Annotated in this window: 1 protein-coding gene; it reads left to right on the forward strand. The window is 77.3% G+C overall.

Features of this window, described 5'->3' with window-relative positions; genetic code table 11:
- Window positions 1-1,376: ATP-binding protein (locus tag E2E34_RS34315; RefSeq protein ID WP_341870250.1), on the forward strand; the 1,376-nt coding region annotated here is incomplete at both ends.

A 1,376-nucleotide genomic window follows, 5' to 3' on the forward strand; every position in this document is an offset into this window, starting at 1 on the left:
CCCCCACGCCGACCGCCACGCCGTCCCCTACAGGGCCGGGAGCGCCGCGCCGTCCACGCCCGCGCCCGAACGGCCCCTGCCGCAGGGGAACCTGCGCGCCCGCCTGACGTCGTTCGTGGGCCGCGAGAGCGACATCGCGGCCATCACCGCCGACCTCGCCGGTGCCCGCCTGGTCACCCTGCTGGGCCCCGGCGGCGCCGGCAAGACCCGGCTGTCGCAGGAGGCGGCGGAAGCGGCCGACGGGGCCTGGCGGGACGGCACCTGGCTCGCGGAACTCGCCCCCGTCGACGACCCCGGCACCGTGCCCGAAGCCGTCCTGGCCGCGCTCGGCGCGCGCGAGACCGTCCTGCGCGGCGCGGGGGCCGAGGAGCTGCGGGCCGCCGACCGGCACGGAGACGATCCGCTCGTACGCCTCCTTGAGCACTGCGCACGCCGCCGAATGCTGATCCTGCTCGACAACTGCGAGCACGTGATCGACGCCGCCGCCCGCCTCGCCGAGGAACTGCTGGCCCGCTGCCCCGGCGTGACCGTACTGGCCACCAGCCGGGAACCGCTCGGCGTGCCCGGCGAGGTCGTCCGGCCGGTGGAACCGCTGCCCGACCCCATGGCCCTGCGCCTCCTGGCCGAGCGCGGCGCGGCCGCGCGGCCCGGCTTCCGTACCGACGACGACCCGGAAGCCGCCGCCGAGATCTGCCGCCGCCTGGACGGCCTGCCGCTCGCCATCGAACTGGCCGCCGCCCGGCTGCGGATGCTCACCCCGCGCCAGATCGCGGACCGCCTGGACGACCGGTTCCGGCTCCTGACCGGCGGAAGCCGCACCGTGCTGCCGAGGCAGCAGACGCTGCGGGCGGTCGTCGACTGGTCGTGGGACCTGCTGGACGAGGGGGAGCGCGCGGCCCTGCGCGCCCTGTCCGTGTTCGCCGGCGGCTGCGACCTGGCCGCCGCGGAAGCGGTGATCGGCCCCGACGCGCTGGACCTGCTCGGCTCACTGGTCGACAAGTCGCTCGTGGTGGCGGCCCCGACGGGCGACGGCACCATGCGCTACCGCCTCCTGGAGACCGTGGCCGAGTACGCCGCCGAACGCCTCGACGAGGCGGACGACCGGGCCGCCGCCGAGCGCCGCCACCTCGTCCACTTCCGCGAACTCGCCCGCCGGGCCGAGCCGCTGCTGCGCGGCCGCGAACAGCTCGCCTGCTTCGGCCGCCTGGAGGTGGAGTACGAGAACCTGCGCACCGCGCTGCGCCGCGCGGTCGCCGCCCGCGACGAGCACGAGGCGCTCTGCCTGGTCCACTCGCTCGCCTGGTTCTGGACGATCCGGGGCCTGCGCGCCGACGCCCGCCACTGGTCGCGCGCCGCCGCCGAACTCGGCCCCGACC

It is taken from the genome of Streptomyces albidochromogenes (assembly GCF_005981925.1).
GTDB classification, from domain to species: domain Bacteria; phylum Actinomycetota; class Actinomycetes; order Streptomycetales; family Streptomycetaceae; genus Streptomyces; species Streptomyces albidochromogenes.